Below are 20,311 nucleotides of genomic sequence, written 5' to 3'. Positions count from 1 at the left end.
CGTCAGGGTAGGCGGGCGGTGACACCTCGCCGGGGAGCCGCGCCGTGCGCCCTCAGGGCGAGCCGACCCACTCCTCGGTGCCGTCGGCGAACCGCTGGTGCTTCCAGATCGGTACCTCGGCCTTGAGGGTGTCGATCAGGGCGCGGGAGGCGTCGAAGGCCTCGCCGCGGTGGGCGGCGGTGGTGGCGATCACCACGGCGGCGTCGCCGATCGCGAGGGTGCCGACCCGGTGCACCGCCGCGACGCCGTGCACGTCGTACTGCTCCGCGACGCGTTCGCAGACCTCCCGGAGCCGCTCGAGCGCGGTGGGGTGGGCGGAGTAGTCGAGCCCGGTCACGCCGAGCCCGTGGTCGTGGTCGCGGACCCGGCCGACGAAGAGCGTGAGCCCACCGGCCGCGTCGTCGTCGAGGGCGGCCAGCACCTCGGCCACGTCGAGGGGGTCTTCGCGGAGGTCGACCAGGCGGACGGCGGAGGAGGTCACCACGACAGGCTAGTGCCGCCGCGTACCGTTGACTCCATGAGCAACGACCCCGGGAACCCGGGCAGCGGCGGCCCGGACGACGACAACCCGTTCAAGGGCACCCCGTTCGAGCAGTTCTTCCGCGGCGGACTGCCCGGCATGGGCGGCCTCGGTGGCCTGGGCGGTCCGGGCGGCGGTGGCATGCCCGATCTCTCCGCGCTCTTCGGCCAGATCCAGGCGATGATGCAGCCCTACGACGGGCCGTTGAACTGGGACCTCGCCCTCGACCTGGCGCGCAAGACCGTGGCCCAGTCCCCCGACCCGTCGGTGAGCCAGCGCGAGAAGGACGCCGTCGCCGACGCGGTCCGCCTGGCCGACCACTGGCTCGACGACACCACCCCGTTCCCCTCCGGGGTCAGCACCACCGCGGCCTGGAGCCGCGCCGAGTGGCTGGTCAACACCCTCGACGTCTGGAAGGGCCTGGTCGAGCCGATCGCCGAGCAGACCACCCGCACCATGGGCGAGGCGCTCCCCGAGGAGGCCCGCGCGGCCGCCGGGCCGATCCTCGGCATGCTCGGCAAGGCGGTCGGCGCGATGCTGGCCACCCAGGTGGGCTCGGGTCTGGGCGTCCTCGCCGGCGAGGTGCTCGGCGGCTCCGACATCGGGCTGCCCCTGGCACCCGACGGCCGGGCCGCGCTGCTGCCCGCCAACGTCGCCGAGTTCGCCGAGGGCCTCGACGTCTCCGCCGACGACGTGTTGCTCTACCTCGCGCTGCGCGAGGCCGCCCACCAGCGCCTGTTCGCGCACGTGCCGTGGCTGCGCGAGCACCTCCTCGGCGCGGTCGCCGACTACGCCCGCGGCATCCAGGTCAGCGTCGAGAACATCCAGGGTCGCGTCGAGGAGCAGATGCGCGGTCTCGACCCGACGAACCCCGAGTCGATGCAGCAGCTGCTGGACGGCGGGCTGTTCGACATCCCCCAGTCCCCCGGCCAGCAGGCGGCGCTGAGCCGGCTCGAGATCACGCTCGCGCTCGTCGAGGGCTGGGTCGACGAGGTCGTCGGCCAGGCGACCGCCGAGCGGATGCCCGCGGCCGCCAAGCTGCAGGAGGCGTTCCGCCGTCGCCGCGCCAGCGGTGGCCCCGCCGAGCAGACCTTCGCCACCCTGGTCGGCCTCGAGCTGCGGCCGCGCCGGCTGCGCGACGCCTCCACGCTGTGGGGTTCGCTGCGCACCCGCCAGGGCATCGAGGGTCGCGACGGCGTGTGGACCCACCCCGACCTGCTGCCCTCCGCCGAGGACCTCGACGATCCGCTGGGCTTCCGCGAGGACGCCGCCGCACCCGAGGAGCTCAGCGAGGCCGACTTCGACGCCGAGCTGCAGCGGCTGCTCGAGGGCGGCGTGGACGGGCCCGACGAGCCCGGTGACCAGCCCCAGCCCGAGTGAGCCTGCACGCCGACGCCCTGGCGACCCTGTCCGGCTGGGCGCCGCCGACGTCGGCGCAGGCGACGCTGCGGGAGCGGTACGTCGCGCACCTGCGCGAGCACTCCGACGGGATGCAGCGCTCCTGCCGGCCCGACCACCTGACCGCGAGCACGCTGGTCCTCTCCGCCGACGGTGAGCGGGCGCTGCTCACCCTGCACGCGAAGGCCGGCCGCTGGTTCCAGTTCGGCGGCCATTGCGAGCCGGGCGACGCGACCCTGGCCGGAGCCGCCCTGCGGGAGGCCCTCGAGGAGTCCGGGCTCGACGACCTCGCCTTCGACCCGGTGCCGGTGCAGCTCAGCGAGCACGCGGTGCCCTTCTGCGGCTCGCCGACGGCGCCGGGCGAGCGCGAGGTGCACCACCTCGACGTCCGCTTCGTCGCGGTGGCCCCGGCCGGCGCCGAGCACGCGGTGAGCGAGGAGTCGCTCGACGTGCGCTGGTGGCCCCTGGACCGGCTGCCCCACCCCGACCCCGATCTGATCGAGCTGGCCGAGCTGGCCCGAGCGCGCGCGTCGGGCGGGCCCCTCAGTCGATGACGTCGCCCGGCGGCGGGTCGAGGTTGCTGGCCGCCGACCAGCCCATCAGGTAGCCCTTGGCCCGCTCGGCCTGCGGGTAGCGGTCGACCCAGGCCCAGAAGTGCGGGCCGTGGCCCGGCTCGAGCAGGTGCGCCAGCTCGTGCACCAGCACGTAGTCGACCACCCACGCCGGCATGCCGCGCAGCCGGTGCGAGAGCCGGATCGAGCGGTCGCCGGGCGTGCAGGACCCCCAGCGCGAGTGCTGGTTGTCGACCCACCGCACCGACTGGGGCGTGGCCATGCCACCGAGGTAGCGGTCGCTGAGCGTGAGGGCCCGTTGCAGCAGGTCGTCGTCGGAGGGCCGGCGCCGCTGCTCGGACCGCTCGAGGCGAGCCAGCATGGTCTCGACCCACTTCGCCTCTTCGGCCCGGCTCAGCGTGGCCGGGATCATCACCACGACCCGGTCGCCGTCGCGGTACGCCGACACCGTGCGGCGGCGCCGCTTCGAGCGGCGCACCTCCACGTCGGGCGCTCCGGTCATGCTCGGAGAGTAAGCCATCTCACGTCGGCGGCGCCGGTCGCAACGCGGTCGGCCACCGATCAGGACCCGACCCGGGCCCCGGCCCAGGCCAGCAGCCGCTCGCGTGGCCAGGTGTTGACGATGCGGTCCGGGTCGATGCCGGCGGCCTCGGCCCGCTCGCAGCCATAGACCAGGAAGTCCAGCTGACCGGGGGCGTGGGCGTCGCTGTCGATCGAGAACAGGCAGCCGGCGTCGCGGGCCAGCGCCAACAGCGCGCCTGGCGGGTCGCGCCGCTCGGGACGCGAGTTGATCTCGACGGCCACCCCGTGCTCGGCGCACGCCGCGAAGACCGCCCGGGCGTCGAAGTCCGACGGGGGCCGGGTGCCGCGGCTGCCGGTGACCAGCCGCCCGGTGCAGTGCCCCAGCACGTTCATGAACGGGTTCTCGATCGCGCGCAGCATCCGGCGGGTCATCGCTGCCCGGTCCATCCGTAGCTTGGAGTGCACGCTGGCCACTCTGACGTCGAGGCGGGCCAGCATCTCGTCGGTCTGGTCGAGTGACCCGTCGTCGACGATGTCGACCTCGATGCCCTTCAGCAGCCTGAACCCGTCGCCCCGGTCGGCCTCCGGGGCGCCGGCCGCCAGGTGGGCGTTGACGGCGTCGACGACGTCGAGCTGCCGGGCGAGCCGGTCGGCGGAGAGTCCGTGCGCCACCTTCAGCCGCGGCGAGTGGTCGGTGAGCACCAGGTAGTCGTGGCCGAGCTCGAGCGCGGTGAAGGCCATCTCCTCGATCGGCGAGCCGCCGTCGGACCAGTCCGAGTGCGAGTGCAGGTCGCCGCGCAGCCGGGCCCGCAGCGCGTGCCCCTCGTCGGTCAGTGGCCCGGCCTCCGCCTCCAGCCGGGCCAGCCGCTCGGGGAGCACGCCCCGGACCGCGTCGGCGATGACCTCGGCGGTGCTGGCACCCACCCCGGGCAGCTCCGCGAGCGTGCCGTCGTCGGTGCGCCGGGTCACCTCCGCGGCCGGCAACGGCAACACCGCGGCGGCCGCGGTGCGGAACGCCCGCACCTTGTAGGTGTCGGCGCGGGCCCGCTCGAGCAGGAACGCGATCCGCCGGAGCGCGGCGACCGGCCCCCCGTCGTACGGCTCGCGCTGCGCCACGGCTGGCCTCCTCGGGTGATTGCTCGGACGGTTTTTCTCTCCACAGGCGGTGGAGAGGGTTCTCCCCTGGTCAGGCGAGCGTACGGGGGCGGTGCCGGGCGTGTCGTCCACAGCTCCCTCCCAGCACGACCACCCCGTCCTCCACCGCTGGTGACCCGAGTGCACAGGCTTGTCCACAGCCTTGTCCACAGGTGGGGACGGCGCCGCGTTGACCGCAGCGCGTGCCGCCTCCTAGCGTGGGTGGCAGACGAGGCCTCCGGGCTGTCGATCGGGGCTCGCAAGGGGAAGGCGAGTCACGGAAGGCAGCCGGGGGCCTCTTCTCCTGTGCCCGTCCCCGACCGCCGCCGCGAGTGCGCTCAGCGCCCGGTGAACCGTGGCTGACGCCGCTCCTGGCTGGCCCGGATGCCTTCGTGCAGGTCCTCGGTGGCGAGGGTGATCGGCTGCGCCATCGCCTCCCACTGCAGCCCGCTCTCGAGGTCGCGGTGGCCGCCCTCGCGCAGCGCCAGGGTGGTGAGTCGGCTCGCGATGGGGGCGGTGCGCGCGACCTCGGCGGCGGTGGCCAGCACGTCGTCGTGGAAGTCGGCGGCGCCCAGCACCCGCGAGACCAGGCCCATCCGCAGCGCCTCGTCGGCCTCGACCACCCGCCCGGTGAGCAGCAGGTCGCGGGCGTGCGCCTCGCCGACCACGTGCGGCAGCAGGTAGGTGCCGGCCATGCCCGGGTGCAGGCCGAGCTTCACGAACGGCGCCCCCAGCTTGGCCCCCCGGGCGGCGTACCGGATGTCGCAGGCGAGCGCGAGGCACAGGCCGGCGCCGATCGCCGGACCGTTGATCGCCGCGATCGTGGGCACCTCGAGCCGCCGGATCGAGAGCCAGGCCCGGTAGAAGGCCATCATCTTGGTGCGGAGCGCGTCGACGGTGGCGTCGGGGTCCTCGGCGAGCCAGGAGGTGTTGCCGCCCGAGCAGAACGCGCTGCCCGCGCCGGTCACCACCACCACCCGCACCGTCGGATCGGCCGCCAGCGCCTCGACGGCCCGCACCCACGAGCCGGTCATCTCGTCCGACATCGCGTTGCGCAGCGACGGGTTGTCCAGGGTCAGCAGGGCCACCCCGTCGGCGGGGCGCTCCAGGCGCAGGTGGGCGAGCTCGGGGTAGGTCTCGGACATGGCGGCACCATACTGTCGGCGCGCGGCACGGTGCGCCTGCGCCACGCTCAGCCACGCGTGCCGTAGGGTCTTCCCGTTCGGCGGAGACACCGCCGCACATCCGACGGGCTTCCCCACCAATCCCCGTCGCGACGACCAAAGTGAGACTAGGCAAGGAGGCCGTCATGGCGGAGACCTGGAGCGGCGAGTTCTACTGCGTGAAGTGCAAGGAGAAGCGCGAGGCGGAGGGCGAGGTGAAGGTGAACGAGAAGGGCACGCGCATGGCGAAGGCCGTGTGCCCCGTCTGCAGCACCAACCTCAACCGCATCCTCGGCAAGGCGTGACCCGGACGCGCTGACCGGCGCGTCCCTGCGGGGCACACCCCCGAGCACCACTCGACGGCGGCACCGCCGGCCCTGCGGGGTCGCGGGGCCGCCGTCGTCGTCTTCCACAGTCGGCGCGCGGCCGGGACCTGTGGAGGAGCGACCGCGTGGGCGCGGCTCCCGTGTGACCCTTCCGGTCATGGATCCCGTCCCTCCCGGCGTCCCGGCGCACCCGACCCTGCGACCAGGCCTCGCCGTGGTCGTCCGTGACCACGACCATCTCCAGGTCGGCGTCGACCCGCCCAGACGGGTCCTGTTGCCGCACCTGCCCGAGGTCCGCCGACTGCTCGACGACCTCACCCACCGGCGTACGCCGCGGCCGGCCTCGCCGACCGCGGTCGGGGCGCTCGCGCTCCTGGCCGACCACGACCTGCTCGTCGACCGGGCGCAGCTGGCCGCAGACCTGGCCGGAGCAGCGTCGCGACCAGCGGTCGCCGCCGCCTACGCCCGCCACGGTGACGACGCCGCCCGGCGACTCCGCGCCCGGCGCGACTTCCGGGTCGCCGTCGACGGTCCCGCGGGGGTCCGCGCCGAGGCGGGTCGTCTGCTGCGCGAGAGCGGCTGCCGCCCGGTGGGCGACTCGACGCCGCACGACGCCCGGCTGGTGCTGCTCGACGCTGCGCCCACTCCAGCCGGCGTCGACCGGTGGCTGCGCGCCGGACTCCCCCACCTGGTCGTGGCCGGTGGCCCGGCCGGCGGGGTGCGGGTCGGGCCGCTCGTGGTCCCCGGCATCACGGCCTGCCTGCGCTGCGTCGAGGCGCACCTCGCTCACGACGACCCCCGCCGGACGCTGATCGCCACGCAGGCCGTCGCCCGGGCCGGTCTGGTGCCGCTCGATCCGGCGCTGTGGGCGATGGCGACCGCGTGGGCGGTGCGCGACCTGGTCGCCTATGCCGACGGCGACCGGCCGGCCACCTGGTCGGCCAGCCTCGACCTGACCCCGGGCGGCCTGCCCGAGCAGCGGCCCTGGAGCCGGCACCCGCACTGCGGCTGTGCCTGGGACGAGCTGCGCAGCGCGTGAGGCCTGGGGCCGACGCTGCACCGGTCACCAGTGCTCGCTGTCGAGCTTGGCCTCGATCGCGCGCAGGTGGCGCCGCGAGCACACGTCGCAGAAGGTGCGCGACCGGCCGTCCTCGACCGCGGTGGTCCACATCAGCCGGGCGAGCTCGTCGTCCTCGGCGCGCACCCGGCCGCAGAGGTCACAGACGGTGGCTGCGGTCATCGCCCCAGGATAGGCACGGATCAGGGCCCACCGGCTGCGGAGACGGCGAGAGCCGGACACGACCTCTCGGTCGTGCCCGGCTCTCTCAACACCCGCGATCAGGTGTCCAGGGAGGTGAACCTCCCAGGCCTCACAGCGCCCGGGCGAGGGCGAGGCGCGCCTGCTGGGCGGCGGCCTCGGCCTTGCGGCTCAGGCGACGGGCTCGGGCCAGCTGGTGGCCGCGACGCTGGGACTGCGCCTCTCCCAGGCGCGCGGACATTTGCGCGCGGGCCAGGTCTTCATGCATCAAGTTCATGGCGGTGCTCCGGTTCAGGTCGGTGTTCACGTGGGTGGTCATGTCGTTGCGGTTCCTTCTGGGACGGTGGCCGCGGCGGGCCGTCAGAGTGCGCGGGCGAGAGCGGTCCGGGCCGCGCGTGCGGCCTGCTCTGCCCGGCGGCTCTGCCGGTGGGCGCGGATCAGCTGGTTGCCCAGCCGCTGCGCCTGTGCCTCGTCGAGTCGCGCGCTCATCTGCGCGCGAGCCAGGTGTTCGTGCATCTGGTTCATGTCGGTTCCTTCGAAACGTCGTTGGTTCGTCGGTGTGCTGGAGGTGCTGCTGCTTCTGTTGCGGGTGCTTCTGGTCGGGCTCAGGCGGCCGCCTCGTTCTTGCGGGGCCGGCCACGCGGCCTCTTGCGCGGGATCACCACCCCTTGCAGGAAGAGCTCGCCACCCCAGACGCCCCACGGCTCGCGCCGGTCGAGAGCGCCGGCCAGGCACAGGGTCCGGACGGGGCAGGACAGGCAGAGGGCCTTGGCGGCCTCCACGTCTGCCGGCGACTCGGCGAACCACAGCTCCGCGTCGTTGGCACGGCACGGAAGCAGCTCCTCGTCGACCTCCTGCGCCACGTCGTGCAGGGACCCCAGGCTGGGGCTGGCTGTCGACGGACGGTCGAGAACGCTGATGGTCATGTTTCACCTCCTTCAATTCACCTGATCGCGGAAACGGTGCGGACTCATCGCGGGGAACGAAAAAGGCCGCGGATCCCGGTGTGGGATCCGCGGCCTGGAGGTCAGCCGTGCTGTTGGTCTCAACAGGACGGTGGACTCCAGGCAGTGGTCCCCGGGGCGTAGGTCGGCGTGGTGCCCAGGTCACCCGCGAAACCGAGGCCATCGATGGCCTGGATCTGGGCAGACTTCACCCACGGACGCTCGAAGGTGGGCGCGAGAGTGCGCACAGGAGCGTGGCCGCAGGCGGGCATGCCGAGGCTCGACGGGATCTGAGCCGTCGTGCGGTGCATGGTGCTGATCATCAAGGCCACCTCCTTCAAGGTTTCGAGCGCCGAACTTGTCAGGTTCGTGGTGCGCGTGGACTAACCTGCGGAAAGGTATCGCGGGCGGTTTGTCATGGGCAAACCTTTTTATGGCTATGTCATGCAGAATCGTCTGCGCCCACCGCAGCGACCGGACCGCGCGCCGCTGAACAGGCAAAACGGTTTCTTGTTGAAGCGGCAATCGGTCCAGACCACCTCGACAGGGCGGGTCTTCCGGGTTAGCTGAGCAAGGCCAGCAGATCCTCGCCGAACCGGTCGAGCTTCGAGCGGCCGACGCCGTTGATCCGCAGCAGCGCCTCGGGCGAGGTCGGCCGGTGCTCGGCGATCAGCTGCAAGGTGGCATCGGTGAAGATCACGAACGCCGGCACGCTCTCGTCGGCCGCGCGCTGCTTGCGCCACTCTCGCAGCTGCTCGAAGAGCGCCTCGTCGTAGGAGGCCGGGCAGTCGGTGCAGCGTCCGCGCTTCTTCTCCGCACCGGTGGTCAGCGGCTTGCCGCACTCACGGCACCCGGCGACCCGACGGTTGCGGCGCGGCGCCTCGGGCGCTGTGTGCTCCTCGGGCAGCAGTGGGCCCAGGAAGCGCGAGGGCCTGCGGGAGCCGCGCCCTCCGGGCTGGCGCGCAAGGGCCCACGACAGCGCGAGGTCGAGCCGGGCGCGGGTCATGCCGACGTAGAGCAGCCGCCGCTCCTCCTCGATCGCGGCCGGGGTGTCGGCGTAGGTGATGGGCAGCGTGCCGTCTTGCAGCCCGCACAGGAAGACCGAGTCCCACTCGAGCCCCTTGGCGGCGTGGAAGGTGGCCAGGGTGACCCCCTCGGCGACCGGTGCGTGCTGCTCCGAGGCCCGACGATCGAGCTCGTCGACGAACGCGCCCAGCGAGGCCGGCAGCTCGTCGGTGCCGGCGGCGGCGAACTCGGCGGCCTGGTCGACCAGCGCCTGCCAGGACTCCCAGCGGTCACGCGTCTGCCCGCGCGCGGTCGGTGGCTCGGGCCCCCAGCCCATGCCCGAGAGCGTGTCGCGGACGGCCTCGACCAGCGCCTCCGGGCCGTCGGCGACCTGACCGGACCGGGCCGCCCCACGCAGCCGGGTGACCGCCTCGCGCACCTCGGGCCGGTCGAAGAACCGCGCCGCCCCCCGCACGACGTAGGGCAGGCCACGGCTGGACAGGGCCTCCTCGAACGCCTCGGACTGGGCGTTGATGCGGAACAGCACGGCGATCTGGGAGAGCGGGCGCCCCTGGTCGCGCAGGCGCAGGATCGCGGCGGCGACATGCTCGGCCTCGTCGACCTCGTCGGGACGCGCGGCGAAGGTGACCTCGGGGCCGGCCGGGCGCTGGGCCCGCAACTGCAGCCCCCCGCCCGCGCCGGGCGCGCCCGCCAGCAGCCGGTTGGCGGCCTCGACGACCTGGGGCGTGGATCGGTAGTTGCGCACCAGCTCGACCGAGGTGGTGCCGGCGAACTTCGCGGGGAAGTCGAGCAGGTAGGAGGCGTTGGCGCCGGCGAAGGAGTAGATCGTCTGCGCGGGGTCACCCACCACACAGATCTCACTGCGGCCGCCGAGCCACAGGTCGAGCAGGGCCGACTGCAGCGGCGAGACGTCTTGGAACTCGTCGACGACGAACCACTTGTACTGCCGACGGACCTGGGCCGCGACCCGCTCGTCCTCGGCGAGCATGCCGGCGGTCAGCAGCAGCACGTCCTCCATGTCCATCCGGCCCTGCCCGCGCTTGACCTCCTCGTAGGCGGCGAAGATCCGCCCGACCGTGTCGTGGTCGTGGCCGGTGACCGAGCGACCGCGGGCCGCGGCGAGCCGGGCGTAGTCGTCGGGCAGCACGTTGCTGACCTTGGCCCACTCGACCTCCGAGGCCAGGTCGCGCAGCAGCGCCTGGTCGGCGCTGATCCGGTGCCGGCGCGCCGCCGTGGCCAACAGCCCGATCTTGGACTCGATCAGGGTGGGCAGCTCGGTGCCGTAGACGTGCGGCCAGAAGTAGCGCAGCTGGCGGAGCGCGGCGGAGTGGAAGGTGCGGGCCTGGACCCCGCCGGCACCCAGCCCACGCAGCCGGGACCGCATCTCACCGGCCGCCCGCGTGGTGAAGGTGACCGCCAGCACCTCGGTCGGCGCGTAGACGCCCGTCGCCACCCCGTGCGCGATGCGGTGGGTGATCGCCCGGGTCTTGCCGGTGCCCGCCCCGGCCAGCACCCGCACCGGGCCGCGGAGCGCCTCGGCGACCCGGCGCTGCTCGGGGTCCAGCGCAGCGAGCAGGTCGGGCATGAGCGGGAACAACTCCAATGCGGCGGTGGTTGGATCGTCTGGCAGCTACGACCCTAGACGGCGGAGGCGACAGTCCCTGATGAGTGGTTCCCCCACGGCGACGTTCACGATGTACACCACCCCCTGGTGCGGCTACTGCCACCGGCTCAAGAGCCAGCTCGACCGGGAGGGCATCGACTACCAGATCGTCGACATCGAGGCCGAGCCCGAGGCCGCGAGCATCGTCGAGTCCGCCAACAACGGCAACCAGACCGTGCCGACCCTGGTCTACGCCGACGGCACCGCGCAGACCAACCCCTCGCTCGCGCAGGTCAAGGAGAAGCTGGCCGCGCTGGCTTCCTGAGCGGCTACCACTGGCCGGGCAGCGGCCCGCCGTACCAGTGCTCGACCAGCGACCGGCTGATCGAGACACCGCCGGGCAGCACGAGCGTGCCCGCCTCGGTCCCCTCGCGCATCTCGGCCCGGGTGAACCAGCGCGCGTCCTCGAGCTCCTCGTGGTCGACCCGCAGCTCGGTGGTCAGCGCCCGGCCGACGAAGCCGACCATCAGGCTCGCCGGCAGCGGCCACGGCTGGTTGCCGAAGTAGGTCACCTCGCCGACGACGACGCCGACCTCCTCGGCGACCTCCCTGCGCACGGCGTCCTCGAGGGTCTCCCCCGGCTCGCAGAACCCGGCCAACGTCGAGAACCGGCCCTCGGGCCAGCTGACATGGCGCCCCAACAGGCACCGCTCGTCGTCGGCACCGGGCTCGCCGTGGGTGACGACCATGATCACCGCGGGGTCGGTGCGCGGGAACTGCGAGCGGCCGCAGCCGGTGCAGTGCAGCTCGTGACCGCTGGCCCGCGGCTCCAACGGTGCCGCGCAGCGCGGGCAGTGGTGCGTCACGTGCAGCCACTCGGCGATGCCGAGCGCGTGCAGGAGCAGCGGCGCCCCGGTCATCGAGCCGTCCGCGAGGTGTCCGAGCAGCCCGCGCAGCGGCAGCCACTCCCCCGGCTCGTCCTGCGCCAGGCCCGCCGGTGCCACCACGGCGAACCAGGCCCGGCCCTCGCGCTCACCGAGCAGCACCCGCACACCCTCGGGGGCCTCGGCGGGCGGCACCCACACCACCTGCCCCTCCTGCGGCCGGATGCGGGTGCCGGCGACCACCAGCACCCGGGTGTCCGGGTCGGCCCAGCGGTCGGCCAGCCATCGCTCGTCGGTGCGCCGAGCACCGACCCGGTCGTGGGCGTCGGCGGAGAGCAACAGATGCGGGAAGGTCACCCTCCGAACGCTATCGACTCCCTCCTACGCTGGTCGGCGTGAGCACCCATCTCGGCGCCGGCCCCGGCGAGATCGCCCCGTTCGTGCTGATGCCCGGCGACCCGCTGCGCGCCCGGTGGATCGCCGAGACCTTCCTCGACGACGCCCGCTGCTACAACGAGGTGCGGGGCATGCTCGGCTACACCGGGCGCTGGCGCGGGCACCGGGTGTCGGTGCAGGGCTCGGGCATGGGCCAGCCCTCGCTGGCCATCTACGCCCACGAGCTGTTCTCCGACTACGACGTGCAGGCGATCGTGCGGGTCGGCTCCTGCGGAGCCCTGCACGAGCAGGTCGCCGTGCGCGACCTGGTCATCGCCTCCGGCGCCTGCACCGACCGACGGCCTCGACTACGCGCCGGTCGCCGACTTCGGCCTGATGCGCGCGGCGTACGACGCGGCGGCGCCGCTCGCCGCCACGACCGACGGGCCGAGCGTGCACGTGGGGCTGGTCTTCAGCAGTGACTCGTTCTACGCAGCCCGGCCCGAGTCCGCCGCCCGGATGGCCGACTACGGCGCGCTCGCGGTGGAGATGGAGGCCTCGGCGCTCTACACGATCGCGGCCCAGCACGGCCGCCGAGCGCTGACCGTCTGCACGGTCAGCGACCACATAGTCACCGGTGAGGAGACCACCGCCCTGGAGCGGGAGCGAACCTTCACGGCGATGGTCGAGGTGGCGCTGCAGGCCGGCGTCGACGCCGGCCTGACCGGCTGAGCCGGGCTGAGGCACCGGGTCAGCGGCCGAACGCCTTGCGGCCCAGCACCACCGTCCCCGCCCCGAAGAACCCCAGCAGCGCGAAGCCGAGCGCCTCGCCGCCTGAGTCGGAGTCGACGACGAGGTAGCCGCCGGCGACGACGGGCACCAGGCAGAGAAGGGCCAGGACCAGCAGCGGCCAGGAGATCCTGCGGGTGGGCGTGCTCACCCGGTGAGGATGCCAGAGCCGCCGGGAAGCAGCCGGGGTCGCCCGGCGTTGTGTCGGCATGCTGATGCTGGACGCGGTGGTCGTCGGCGCCGGACAGGCCGGCCTCTCCACCTCCTACCACCTGCAGCGCCGCGGTCTGCAGCACGTGGTGCTGGACGCCGACCCGCAGCCGGGCGGCGCGTGGCGGCACCGCTGGGACTCGCTGACCATGCACGACGTGCACGGCGTGGCCGCGCTGCCCGGCGCGGAGCCGCCCCACGGCGACCCGGCGGAACCGGCGAACACCGCGATCCCGGCGTACTTCGCCCGCTACGAGCGCGAGCACGCGCTCCCCGTGCTCCGGCCGGTGCGCGTGGACCGGGTGGAGGAGCTGCGGCGCGGCGAGTCCGACGGGCCGTTGGTCGTGCACGCCGGCGCGGCCTCCTGGACCACCCGGACGCTGGTCAACGCCAGCGGCACCTGGACCCGTCCCTTCGTGCCGCACTATCCCGGCGTCGAGTCCTTCGCCGGAGAGCAGCTGCACACCGCCGACTACCCCGGCCCCGAGCACTTCCGCGGCCGACGCACCGTCGTCGTCGGTGGCGGCGCCTCCGCGGTGCAGCTGCTCGGCGAGCTGGCGCTGGTCACCGACACGCTGTGGGTCACCCGGCGAGAGCCGGTGTGGCGCACCGACGACTTCACGCCCGACCGGGGCCGGGAGGCGGTGGCCCTGGTCGAGGAGCGGGTGCGTCGCGGGCTGCCGCCGGCCAGCGTGGTCAGCGTGACCGGGTTGATGCTGCGCGAGCAGGAGCAGGAGGCGGCCCGGCGCGGCGCCTACACCCGGCACCCGATGTTCACCGCGGTCGAACCGGGCGGGGTGAGGATGCCCGACGGCCGGCTCGAGCGGGCCGAGGTGATCTTGTGGGCCACCGGCTTCCGGCCGGCGGTCGGCCACCTGGCGCCGCTGCGGCTGCGCGGCCCGCTCGGTGGCATCCAGCTCGACGGCACCGCCGCGGCCGCCGACCCGCGGGTGCAGCTCGTCGGCTACGGCCCCTCGGCCAGCACGATCGGGGCCAACCGGGCCGGCCGGGCCGCGGCGCTCGGCGTGGCCCGCTGGCTGACCGGCGGTGCGGCCGAGGGCGGTCCGGTGCGCACGGGCACGCTCAGTCGGTGAGCAGCCGCTCCAGCTCGGCGCGGCCGGGCAGCCCGTCGGGCTCGACCAGGTCGCCGGAGCGCACGTAGAAGAACGCCGCCCGCACGGCCTCGAGAGGCAGGTCGTTCAGCTCGGCCCAGGCCACGCGATAGATGGCCAGCTGCAGCGGGTCGGCGTCGGCGACGCGGTTGGTCTTCCAGTCGACGAGCAGGTAGCCGTCGCCCTCGGTGTAGACCGCGTCGATGCGGCCCCGCACCACCTGGCCGGCCAGCACCAGCGCGAACGGTGCCTCCACCGCATGCGGGACGCGGTCGGCGAACGGGCCGCGCTCGAACTGCTCCACGAGCGCACGCAGGTCGCTCTCGTCGTCGATGCCGGCGTCGCCGCGGCCGGGCAGCTCGTCGGGGTCGATCAGCTGCTGTTGGCCGAACCGGGCCTCGACCCAGGCGTGGAAGCGGGTGCCGAAGCGCGCCGCCGCCGAGGGTGGCCGCGGCATCGGCCGGGCCAGCTCGCGGGCGAACGCCTCGGGCTCGTCGCGCAGCCGCGCCAGCGAGGTCGCCGACAGGCTGGAGGGCAGCGGCACCTCGATGCGGGTCGACCGCTCGCGCCGGGCCTCCTCGAGCAGCCGGGTGATCTCGTCGTCCCACTGGCCGACGCGGTCCAGCAGGAGGACGTCCTCGAGGCCGTCGTCGGCGTCGACGTCGACCTCGCGGACCCGCCGAGCCGCCTCGTGACGCCGCTCGACCTCGGCCGTGCGGTGCGAGATCGGCCACGGCAGGTCGGGCGACCGCTCGGCGTACGGGCTGGTGCTGCCCTTGGGCGGCATCTCGAGCCAGGCGTCGGGCTGGCCACCCCAGCCGGCCATCGCCTCCCGGGTGCGGTGGAGGTACGCCGAGGGGCCGAGGCCGGTCTTGAGCCGCGGGCCCCAGCACCACGCCGAGACCCACAGCGTGTGCCGGGCGCGGGTCCAGGCGACGTAGCCCAGCCGCAGCTCCTCGAGCGCCTCGTGCTCCTTGGCGGCCTTGCCGACCGCCACGATGTCCTCGCAGGTGTGGCCGGCCAGCTGGGGCAGGTCGCGGGCGTCGCCACGCAGGGCGCTGGGCATGACGTGCGGCACGGTGAGCCAGCTGGAGCGGGTGCGGTTCGTGGGGAACTTGCGCTCGGTGACCCCGACCAGGAACACCACGTCCCACTCGAGGCCCTTGGCCCGGTGAACGGTGAGCAGCTTGACCGAGTCGGCCTCCGACGGGGTGGCGACGTCAAGGCCCTGGCCGAAGTCGTCCTCGGCCTCGAGCCAGGCCAGCAGCGCGGCCAGCGTCACCTGACCGTCGACGGCCTGGAACTCCGCGACCGCCTGCACGAACAGGTCGAGGTTGTCGCGGCGGGCCGCCGCGGCCGGGCTGACCGAGGAGGCCAGCTCGACGTCGATGCCGGTGACGTCGATGATCCGGCGGACCAGGTCGAGGATGGGCTCGCCGATCGCGGCCCGCAGCCGGCGCAGCTCGTCGGCGAGCAGGGCGAACCGCTCGCGGGCGGACTCGGAGTAGTCGAGGTCGCCGGGCTCCTCGAGCGCGTCGCACAGGGAGGGGATCTCGGTGGGGTCGGCGCCGGTGACCGCGGCGTCGAGCTGGGCGCGCAGGTCGTCGAAGGACTCGGCCGCCTGACCGCGCACCCCGGCCAGCTCGCCGGCCCGCTGCCCGAGCAGGGCCAGGTCGCGCAGGCCGATCGCCCACCGGGGGCCGGCCAGCAGGGTGAGCAGCGCCGCGTTGGCGGTGACGTCCTGGACCAGGGTCATCGTCGCGACCACCTCGGCGACCTCCGGCAGCCGCAGCAGCCCCTTGAGCCCGACGATCTCGACCGGGATCTCTCGCGCCGAGAGCGCGTCGAAGACCGCCGCCGCGTGCGCGTTGTCACGGGTCAGCACCCCGATCTGGTTCCAGCAGGGGCCGGCGCGACGGGTGGTGAGGTCGGCGTGGGCCTCGAGGACCCGCTCGGCGAGCCAGCCCAGCTCGTCGTCGAAGGTCTCGTGGACGATCGCGCGGACCTCGCCCGGCGCGGCGTCGGGCTTGGCCGCCAGCGGGCGCAGGTCGGGCCCGGCGGCGTAGAGCGGGGCGGCCAGGTGGTTGGCGGTGGCGAGGATGCGGGCGTCGGAGCGGCGGTTCACCGTGAGCGGGTAGGTCACCCGGCGGCCGTCGACGGTCGGGAAGTCGGCGGCGAACTCGAGGATGTTGGAGACCGAGGCCCCGCGCCAGCCGTAGATGGCCTGGTTGGGGTCGCCGACCGCCGTCACCGGGTGGCCCCGGCCGTGCGCGTCGTCGGGGCCCGAGAACAGCCGGCTCAGCATCAGCGCCTGGGCCACCGAGGTGTCCTGGTATTCGTCGAGCAGCACCACCTTGAACTTGGCCCGCTCGAGCGAGCCCACCCCGGGGCACCGCTCGGCCAGTCGCGCGGCGAGCGCGATCTGGTCGGAGAAGTCCATCAGCCCCAACTGGCTCTTCAGCGCACGGTAGGACTCGACGAGGCCCAGCAGCTCGGCCCGCCGGTCGATGGCCGAGATCGCCTTCAGGTTCTTCTCGCGGTAGGTCTTGCGGTGCTCGGTGGCCATGCCGGCCTCGAAGAGCGGCCGCTGCGCGGCGTCGAAGGCGCGCACCTCGTCGGGGGCGACCAGGTGCTCGCTGAGCTCGCCGTCGAGGGCGAGGAGGTACTGGACGACGTGGCGGGGCGAGTCACTGAGCTGCTCGACCGGCACGGTGTAGCGGGCGATCGCCCGCGCGGCGAGCTGGTAGCGGCTGGCGTCGGCGATCAGCCGGGTGTCGGGCTCGTGGCCGATGCGCAGGCCGTGCTCGGTGAGCAGTGCCGAGGCGTAGGAGTGGTAGGTGGCCACCACCGGCTCCTCCGGCTCCTCGGGCTCCTCGTCGCCGGGCACCGGAGCGAGCAGCCGCTGCCCGCGCTCGGGGAGCAGGCCGGCCTGCCGCAGGCTCTCGCGGATGCGGGTCTGCAGCTCGGCGGTCGCCTTCGTGGTGAAGGTCAGCCCGAGGATCTCGCCGGGGCGGACCCGGCCGGTCGCGACCAGCCAGACCACCCGAGCCGCCATCACCGTGGTCTTGCCCGAGCCGGCGCCGGCGATCACCACCGCCGGCTCGAGGGGCGCGGTGATCGCGGCGAACTGCTCGTCGCTGAAGGTCCAGTCGACGCCGAGCAGCCGGGCCAGCTCCTCGGGGGTCTCGATCTCGCGGGGCTCGAAGGCGCCGGCTGCGGGGGACTCGACGGCGAGGGTCATGAGAGCACCGACCCCGCCGCCTTGTCGGGACACAGCGCGTGGAAGCTGCACCGGTCGCAGTGTGGCCCGGGGCGGGCGACGAACTGCTCGCTGCGCAGCACCGCCGCGGCTTGAGCGAGCTGCTCCTCGACCAGGCGGACGCCCTCGCGGGGAGCGGCCTGGCGCTGCACCTTGGGCAGCTCGTCCCCGTGGCGCAGCTGCACCAGCTCGGCGCCGCCCGCCCGCACGGCGCCGGGATCGGCTCCGTCGGGGAGGAACGGTGCGGCGGCACCGTGGTCGACGGCGAGCTGGTAGAGCCCGAGCTGGGCGTGCCGCTCGACCTCGGGGCCGGTGGGGGGGTACTTGCCGGTCTTGAGGTCGACCACCACCACGCGGCCGTCCTCGTCGAGCTCGAGCCGGTCGGCGTAGCCGTGCAGCCGGACCATCTCGCCCCCGGGCAGCGTGACCTCGGCGCGCATCCGCGGCTCGGTGGCCAGCACCGTGCGGGCGCCGGGTCGCTGGTGCCAGGCCACGAACCGGGCCAGCGCGGCGGCGACCGCCTCGCGTTCGCGCGCCCGCGACCACGGGGTGCGGAACTCCATGCGGCCCCAGACCTCGTCGACCAGCGGCATCAGGTCGGCCTCGACGTCGACCGGACTGCCCGGCGGCAGCGCGGCCACCCGCTCGGCGATCGCGTGGACGACCTTGCCGAACCCCTGGCTGGCGGAGCTGACCACCTCTCCCCCCGCCTCGCGTCGCAGGAACCACTGCGCCGGGCAGGTGAGCAGGCCCTCGAGGACACTGGCGGAGATCGTGAGCGGCTGGTCGGACGGCCGCACCGGCCGCTCGCCACGGGTGAGGGCGCGCAGCCCCCACCACGTCGCGGGGTCGGCGGCCGGCGCGACCGGACGGCCCTGCACCTCGACGTCGGCGAGCCGCCGCAGCCGGCGGGCTGCGGCCTCGCGCAGCGGCTCGGGCTGGGCCGGGTCGGCGAGGGTGCGGCGCAGCTCGGCGACCAGCCCGGCCATCGAGAGCGGGCGGCGCGGACGGCCCACCCGGTGCTCGGGCCGGCGGCCCAGCTCGTGGAGGAACCGCGAGGGCTGCTCACCGTCGTCGTCGGCCGACGCGACGGCGGTGACCACCAACCGCTGCCGGGCGCGGGTGCAGCCGACGTAGAACAGGCGCCGCTCCTCGGCGAGCATCGCCGACCTGGTCAGCGGCGGGAGCAAGCCGTCGCGTCCGATCCGGTCGGCCTGCAACAGCGAGTCGCGACGGCGCAGGTCGGGCCAGGCGCCCTCCTGCACGTGGGCGACCACGACCAGCCGCCACTCCAGCCCCTTGGACCGGTGGGCGGTGAGCAGCCGGACCGCCTCGCCGCGCACCCCACGGTCCGCCAGGGTGTCGGCCGGGATCTCCTGGGCGCGCAGCGTCGCCAGGAACTCGCTGACACCCTTCTTCTCCTCGACCCGGGCCGCGGTCTCGAAGAGGGCACAGATCGCATCGAGGTCGCGGTGCGCCAGCCGGGCCGCGTGCCCGCCCGACTGTGTGGCTGCGTGCAGCCGGCGGCCCCAGTCGCTGCCCTCCCACAGGGTCCACAGGACCTCGTCGACCGGCGCACCGCCGAGGTGTGCGGACCGCGCGCGGGCCAGCACACGGGCCAGGCGCAGCGCCCGGCGGCCGGGCTCGCCGTCGGGACCGCCGGGCGCGTCGAGCAGCGCCGGGTCGAGCACCGCCCGCCGCAGCAGGTCGCGCGGGGCGAGGTCGGGGTGGCGCTGCCGGAGCGCGCGGACCAGCGCCCGCACGTCCGTGGCGTCGAGCCCGGCCAGCGGGGAGGTGAGCAGCGCCTCGGCCCGGTCGGCCGCGACGTGCTGGGGGTGGCCGGGCTCGTCGGCGCCCTCGGTGTCGGCGTCGACGACCACGGCCAGCGCCGCCAGCAGCGGCAACGCCGCCGGCTCACGCACCAGGGGGGTCTCGTCACTGGCCACCTCGACCGGCACGCCCGCGGCGCCGAGCGAGCGGCGCAGCGCCGGGATCGAGGCGCGGCCCGAGCGCACCAGCACCGCCATCTGCGACCAGCCGACGCCGTCTTCGAGGTGGGCCCGGCGCAGCAGGTCGGCGATGTGCTCGGTCTCGGCGCGGGCGGTGTCGAAGGTGAGCACCTCGACGGTGCCGGGGCCCAGCTCGTGGGCCACCGGGGCGGGATTGCGGAACGCGGCGTACTGCTCGGCCGGGATCGCGCCGGAGACGCCGATGCCCGCGGCGATCTCGCGGGAGGCGCGCAGCAGCCGGGAGCCGAACCGCCGGGTGGTCGCCAGCGACACGACCGGGGCGTGGCTGCCGTCGGGGAGCGCGAACTGCGCCGGGAAGTCGAGGATGCCGCGCACGTCGGCGCCGCGGAAGCCGTAGATCGACTGGTCGGGGTCGCCGACGACCACCAGGTCGCGGCCGTCGCCGGCCAGCGCCTGGAGCAGCGCCACCTGGCTGGGGTCGGTGTCTTGGTATTCGTCGACGAAGACGTGGGAGAAGCTGGCCCGCAGCTCGCCGCGGTGCCGCTGCGCCTCGACCACCGCCCGGGCCACCAGGTCGGGGTAGTCGAGCGCGCTCAGGCCACCCAGGACGTCGAGGTACTGCTCGAGGAACAGCCCCGCCGCCTCGAACTCGGGGACGCGCTCGGCCCGCCCCAGCGCCACCAGGTCGGCGGGGTCGAGGCCCCGCTCGCGGGCGCGGGCGAGCACCGCGTGCACCTCACGGGCGAAGCCACGGGTGCCGACCGCCGCGCGCAGGTGGTCGGGCCAGCGGACCGACTCGGGGGCGTCGGTGAGGAGCTCGGCGAGGACGACGTCCTGCTCGGGGGCCGACAGCAGCCGCAGCGGCGCGGCGTACAGCTCGGCGGGGGCGTAGCGCCGGACCAGCGCGTAGGCGAAGGAGTGGAACGTCGAGCTCAGCGTCGTGGCCATCGTGCGGCCCAGGCGGGCGGTCACCCGGTCGCGCAACTGCTCGGCGGCCTTGCGGGAGAAGGTCAGCGCCAACACCCCGTCGGGGCGGGCGCCGCGCACCTCGATGCGCTCGACGATCGCCTCGACCAGCGTGGTGGTCTTGCCGGTGCCGGGGCCGGCGAGCACCAGCAGCGGCCCGCCCGGGTGGTCGACGACGCGGCGCTGGTGCTCGTCGAGCACGGGAGCGGCGGCGGGCGCGGCCGGGGGCACCAGGTGGTAGGTGGGGGCCGCGATGCTCATGCCGACCATTCGACCATCC

At 74.4% G+C, this 20,311-nt stretch carries 22 protein-coding genes; 8 read left to right on the top strand and 14 right to left on the bottom strand.

The window, feature by feature from the left end; all coding sequences use genetic code 11:
- Positions 1–52: 52 nt before the first annotated feature.
- Complete coding sequence (locus D6B71_RS12245; RefSeq protein WP_206051705.1) at positions 53–481, bottom strand: molybdenum cofactor biosynthesis protein MoaE; 429 nt, start codon at positions 479–481, stop codon at positions 53–55.
- 36 nt (positions 482–517) lie between these two features.
- Here D6B71_RS12245 and D6B71_RS12240 point away from each other — a divergent pair, with 36 nt between their 5' ends.
- Together D6B71_RS12240 and D6B71_RS12235 are read left to right on the top strand one after the other, a co-directional pair.
- Positions 518–1,900 carry a zinc-dependent metalloprotease gene (locus tag D6B71_RS12240; protein ID WP_121255420.1) on the top strand — a complete coding sequence of 461 codons (1,383 nt, stop codon included), beginning with the start codon at positions 518–520 and terminating at the stop codon, positions 1,898–1,900.
- Positions 1,897–2,472, top strand: coding sequence for an NUDIX hydrolase (locus D6B71_RS12235; RefSeq protein WP_121255418.1), 576 nt, complete (start codon positions 1,897–1,899; stop codon positions 2,470–2,472). Before D6B71_RS12240 ends, D6B71_RS12235 begins: the two co-directional genes overlap by 4 nt.
- Here the strand turns inward: D6B71_RS12235 and D6B71_RS12230 are convergent.
- The 3 genes from D6B71_RS12230 to D6B71_RS12220 all read right to left on the bottom strand — a co-directional run bounded on the left by D6B71_RS12230 (position 2,462) and on the right by D6B71_RS12220 (position 5,291).
- Positions 2,462–2,992 (bottom strand): M48 metallopeptidase family protein, encoded by a 531-nt coding sequence (locus tag D6B71_RS12230; protein ID WP_240641360.1) that lies wholly within the window; start codon positions 2,990–2,992, stop codon positions 2,462–2,464. The genes D6B71_RS12235 and D6B71_RS12230 overlap by 11 nt on opposite strands.
- 59 nt (positions 2,993–3,051) lie before the next feature.
- The gene (locus D6B71_RS12225; protein WP_121255414.1) at positions 3,052–4,128 is read right to left on the bottom strand and encodes a PHP domain-containing protein; all 1,077 of its coding nucleotides are present in this window, start codon (positions 4,126–4,128) and stop codon (positions 3,052–3,054) included.
- 356 nt (positions 4,129–4,484) lie between these two features.
- A complete protein-coding gene (locus D6B71_RS12220; RefSeq protein WP_121255412.1) occupies positions 4,485–5,291 on the bottom strand; it encodes an enoyl-CoA hydratase/isomerase family protein in 807 nt (268 codons plus the stop codon).
- A 164-nt stretch (positions 5,292–5,455) separates the two neighbouring features.
- On the opposite strand from D6B71_RS12220, the gene D6B71_RS22780 reads away from it, so the two are divergent.
- The gene (locus D6B71_RS22780) at positions 5,456–5,614 is read left to right on the top strand and encodes a DUF5679 domain-containing protein (RefSeq protein WP_164519638.1); all 159 of its coding nucleotides are present in this window, start codon (positions 5,456–5,458) and stop codon (positions 5,612–5,614) included.
- Positions 5,615–5,792: 178 nt separating this feature from the next.
- Complete coding sequence (locus D6B71_RS12215; protein WP_126688257.1) at positions 5,793–6,674, top strand: hypothetical protein; 882 nt, start codon at positions 5,793–5,795, stop codon at positions 6,672–6,674.
- 24 nt (positions 6,675–6,698) lie between these two features.
- Here the strand turns inward: D6B71_RS12215 and D6B71_RS22775 are convergent, their stop codons facing one another.
- The 6 genes from D6B71_RS22775 to D6B71_RS12195 all read right to left on the bottom strand — a co-directional run bounded on the left by D6B71_RS22775 (position 6,699) and on the right by D6B71_RS12195 (position 10,448).
- Positions 6,699–6,875 (bottom strand): hypothetical protein, encoded by a 177-nt coding sequence (locus D6B71_RS22775; RefSeq protein ID WP_164519637.1) that lies wholly within the window; start codon positions 6,873–6,875, stop codon positions 6,699–6,701.
- 130 nt (positions 6,876–7,005) lie between these two features.
- Positions 7,006–7,212 carry a hypothetical protein gene (locus tag D6B71_RS12210; protein WP_121255408.1) on the bottom strand — a complete coding sequence of 69 codons (207 nt, stop codon included), beginning with the start codon at positions 7,210–7,212 and terminating at the stop codon, positions 7,006–7,008.
- Between the two features lie 41 nt (positions 7,213–7,253).
- The gene (locus tag D6B71_RS22770; protein ID WP_164519636.1) at positions 7,254–7,418 is read right to left on the bottom strand and encodes a hypothetical protein; all 165 of its coding nucleotides are present in this window, start codon (positions 7,416–7,418) and stop codon (positions 7,254–7,256) included.
- Positions 7,419–7,498: 80 nt separating this feature from the next.
- Positions 7,499–7,819, bottom strand: coding sequence for a WhiB family transcriptional regulator (locus D6B71_RS12205; protein ID WP_121255406.1), 321 nt, complete (start codon positions 7,817–7,819; stop codon positions 7,499–7,501).
- Positions 7,820–7,938: 119 nt separating this feature from the next.
- The gene (locus tag D6B71_RS12200; RefSeq protein ID WP_126688256.1) at positions 7,939–8,160 is read right to left on the bottom strand and encodes a hypothetical protein; all 222 of its coding nucleotides are present in this window, start codon (positions 8,158–8,160) and stop codon (positions 7,939–7,941) included.
- A gap of 239 nt (positions 8,161–8,399) precedes the next feature.
- The gene (locus D6B71_RS12195) at positions 8,400–10,448 is read right to left on the bottom strand and encodes an ATP-dependent DNA helicase UvrD2 (RefSeq protein ID WP_121255403.1); all 2,049 of its coding nucleotides are present in this window, start codon (positions 10,446–10,448) and stop codon (positions 8,400–8,402) included.
- A gap of 79 nt (positions 10,449–10,527) precedes the next feature.
- On the opposite strand from D6B71_RS12195, the gene D6B71_RS12190 reads away from it, so the two are divergent.
- Entirely contained in the window at positions 10,528–10,791 is a 264-nt protein-coding gene (locus tag D6B71_RS12190; protein WP_121255401.1) for a mycoredoxin, read from the top strand.
- Positions 10,792–10,795: 4 nt separating this feature from the next.
- Here D6B71_RS12190 and nudC read toward each other — a convergent pair whose 3' ends face one another.
- Positions 10,796–11,707, bottom strand: coding sequence for an NAD(+) diphosphatase (nudC, locus tag D6B71_RS12185; protein ID WP_121255399.1), 912 nt, complete (start codon positions 11,705–11,707; stop codon positions 10,796–10,798).
- Positions 11,708–11,745: 38 nt separating this feature from the next.
- Between nudC and D6B71_RS23805 the strand changes: the two genes are divergently transcribed.
- Complete coding sequence (locus tag D6B71_RS23805) at positions 11,746–12,207, top strand: purine-nucleoside phosphorylase (protein ID WP_276311000.1); 462 nt, start codon at positions 11,746–11,748, stop codon at positions 12,205–12,207.
- Complete coding sequence (locus D6B71_RS23800; RefSeq protein ID WP_276310999.1) at positions 12,122–12,457, top strand: phosphorylase family protein; 336 nt, start codon at positions 12,122–12,124, stop codon at positions 12,455–12,457. The genes D6B71_RS23805 and D6B71_RS23800 overlap by 86 nt, the downstream gene beginning before the upstream one ends.
- Before the next feature lie 19 nt (positions 12,458–12,476).
- Here D6B71_RS23800 and D6B71_RS12175 read toward each other — a convergent pair whose 3' ends face one another.
- Positions 12,477–12,665 (bottom strand): hypothetical protein, encoded by a 189-nt coding sequence (locus D6B71_RS12175; RefSeq protein ID WP_121255397.1) that lies wholly within the window; start codon positions 12,663–12,665, stop codon positions 12,477–12,479.
- Between the two features lie 58 nt (positions 12,666–12,723).
- On the opposite strand from D6B71_RS12175, the gene D6B71_RS12170 reads away from it, so the two are divergent.
- Positions 12,724–13,818 carry an FAD-dependent oxidoreductase gene (locus tag D6B71_RS12170; protein WP_121255395.1) on the top strand — a complete coding sequence of 365 codons (1,095 nt, stop codon included), beginning with the start codon at positions 12,724–12,726 and terminating at the stop codon, positions 13,816–13,818.
- Here the strand turns inward: D6B71_RS12170 and D6B71_RS12165 are convergent.
- Both D6B71_RS12165 and D6B71_RS23795 read right to left on the bottom strand, forming a co-directional pair.
- The gene (locus tag D6B71_RS12165) at positions 13,808–17,077 is read right to left on the bottom strand and encodes an ATP-dependent DNA helicase (protein ID WP_121255393.1); all 3,270 of its coding nucleotides are present in this window, start codon (positions 17,075–17,077) and stop codon (positions 13,808–13,810) included. The two genes, D6B71_RS12170 and D6B71_RS12165, sit on opposite strands and share 11 nt — an antisense overlap.
- Positions 17,074–20,292, bottom strand: coding sequence for an ATP-dependent helicase (locus D6B71_RS23795; RefSeq protein ID WP_121255551.1), 3,219 nt, complete (start codon positions 20,290–20,292; stop codon positions 17,074–17,076). Before D6B71_RS23795 ends, D6B71_RS12165 begins: the two co-directional genes overlap by 4 nt.
- Positions 20,293–20,311: the final 19 nt, after the last annotated feature.

The organism is Nocardioides ferulae (genome assembly GCF_003660455.1).
GTDB lineage: Bacteria > Actinomycetota > Actinomycetes > Propionibacteriales > Nocardioidaceae > Nocardioides > Nocardioides ferulae.
This window is presented reverse-complemented; position numbering and strand designations above follow the sequence as displayed.